At 70.8% G+C, this 1271-nt stretch carries 2 protein-coding genes; both read right to left on the bottom strand.

Going from position 1 to position 1271, the window contains the following annotated elements:
- Nucleotides 1–889 (bottom strand): transposase (locus tag ACIOHG_RS37780; protein WP_400958197.1); only part of this gene is annotated, 889 nt, incomplete at its 3' end.
- Nucleotides 886–1200 (bottom strand): transposase, encoded by a 315-nt coding sequence (locus ACIOHG_RS37775; protein ID WP_400958195.1) that lies wholly within the window; start codon nucleotides 1198–1200, stop codon nucleotides 886–888. The genes ACIOHG_RS37780 and ACIOHG_RS37775, both read right to left, overlap by 4 nt.
- Between the last annotated feature and the right edge of the window lie 71 nt (nucleotides 1201–1271).

The following is a 1271-nucleotide window of genomic DNA, read 5'->3' as shown; positions in this document are numbered from 1 at the left end:
CGGTGTGGACGTCGTTGGGCCGGTTCCAGGCCAGGGCCTCGTGGGGTCGGACGGTGTTGTAGTCGCGCCGGTAGTCCTCGGCGTGCCGGACGAGGTCGAGGGCGTCGGGTATCTCTTCGAGGAACAGCTTCTCGTACTTGAGCGAGCCGAAGCCGCGCTCGCGTGAGCCGTTCTGGCCGGGCGTACGGACTCGGGTGCGAACGTGCCGCAGTTCCGGTCGGGTGGCGATGAACGCCTCGAAGCGAAAGGAGCGGAACGGTCCGCCGTTGTCGGTGACGATGGTGACCAGCGGCTGGACGGTGCCGTCCGCGTCGCGCGGGGCGAGGTCGACCAGCGGCCCTCCAGCGAGGCGTTCGGCCTCGGCCAGGGCGAGCTCGATGGCGGAAATCGCGTCGTGCTGGTTCGCAGTGGGCGAGATGTGCCAGCCCAGCTCGTACTTCGACCAGTAGTCCCGGCAGCCGGCCAGCCGCCAGGTCCCGCCGCCGGTGGTCTCGAACTCGGAGAAGTCCAGCTGCCAGACCTGGTTCGGGCCGGTCGGCTCAGTGGCGAAGGCGGCCTTGCGCCGCGCGGCGAGCTGCCTGCGTTCGCGCTGGTAGTTCGCCTCCAGCAACAGGCCCTCGTCACGCAGCAGCCGCAGCACGGTCGCCTGGGAGACACGGTGGCCGTCCCAGCGGCACATCGCCCAGACCTTGCGGTGGCCCCAGGCCGGGTGCGCGAGCGCGTGTCGACGGGCGGCCTCCCGGACGCCCTCGCGAGCCGGGCGCGGCCACGGTCCTCTGGCCTGCGCGCCCTGGCGGGCGCGGGCCTGGTGGCGACGCCAGGTCCGCTCGGGCACGCCGATGAGCCGGCAGAACCTCGCGGTCGGCATGCCCGCCTCGGTGCGGATCACCTCGAGGTCCTCGAAGGGCCCAGCCGGCCCTCCGCGGACTTCTTCCACACCCGCAGCTCGACCGCGGCCTCACCCAGTGCCTGGGTCAAGTCGGCAACCTGGGCTTCGAGTTGCTGTTCCCGGGTACTGGGGCCGGACTTGCCGGCGAGTCCCGCGCGGCCGGCCTCCAGGAACTGGCGCTTCCAAGTCCCGATCGACTGCTCGGACACCTTCGCCCGCCGCGCAGCCTCCGCGATGGTCATCTCACCGGCCAGGATCGACAGCATGATCCGGACCTTCTCCTCCGGCGGCAACGCCGGCGGTCTCACCATGATCGATCAGACTCCTTCAAGCAGCAGGACCCGCAACAAACGAGCCCTGCCACAAAGTCTGACGCGGGACA

It is taken from the genome of Kitasatospora sp. NPDC088134, from assembly GCF_044741705.1.
Lineage (GTDB): Bacteria > Actinomycetota > Actinomycetes > Streptomycetales > Streptomycetaceae > Kitasatospora.
This window is presented reverse-complemented; position numbering and strand designations above follow the sequence as displayed.

Coding starts and splice junctions, on each gene's coding strand:
- ACIOHG_RS37775 (WP_400958195.1), bottom strand. CDS start 1,200: ATGGTGAGACCGCCGGCGTTGCCGCCGGAGGAGAAGGTCCGGATCATG.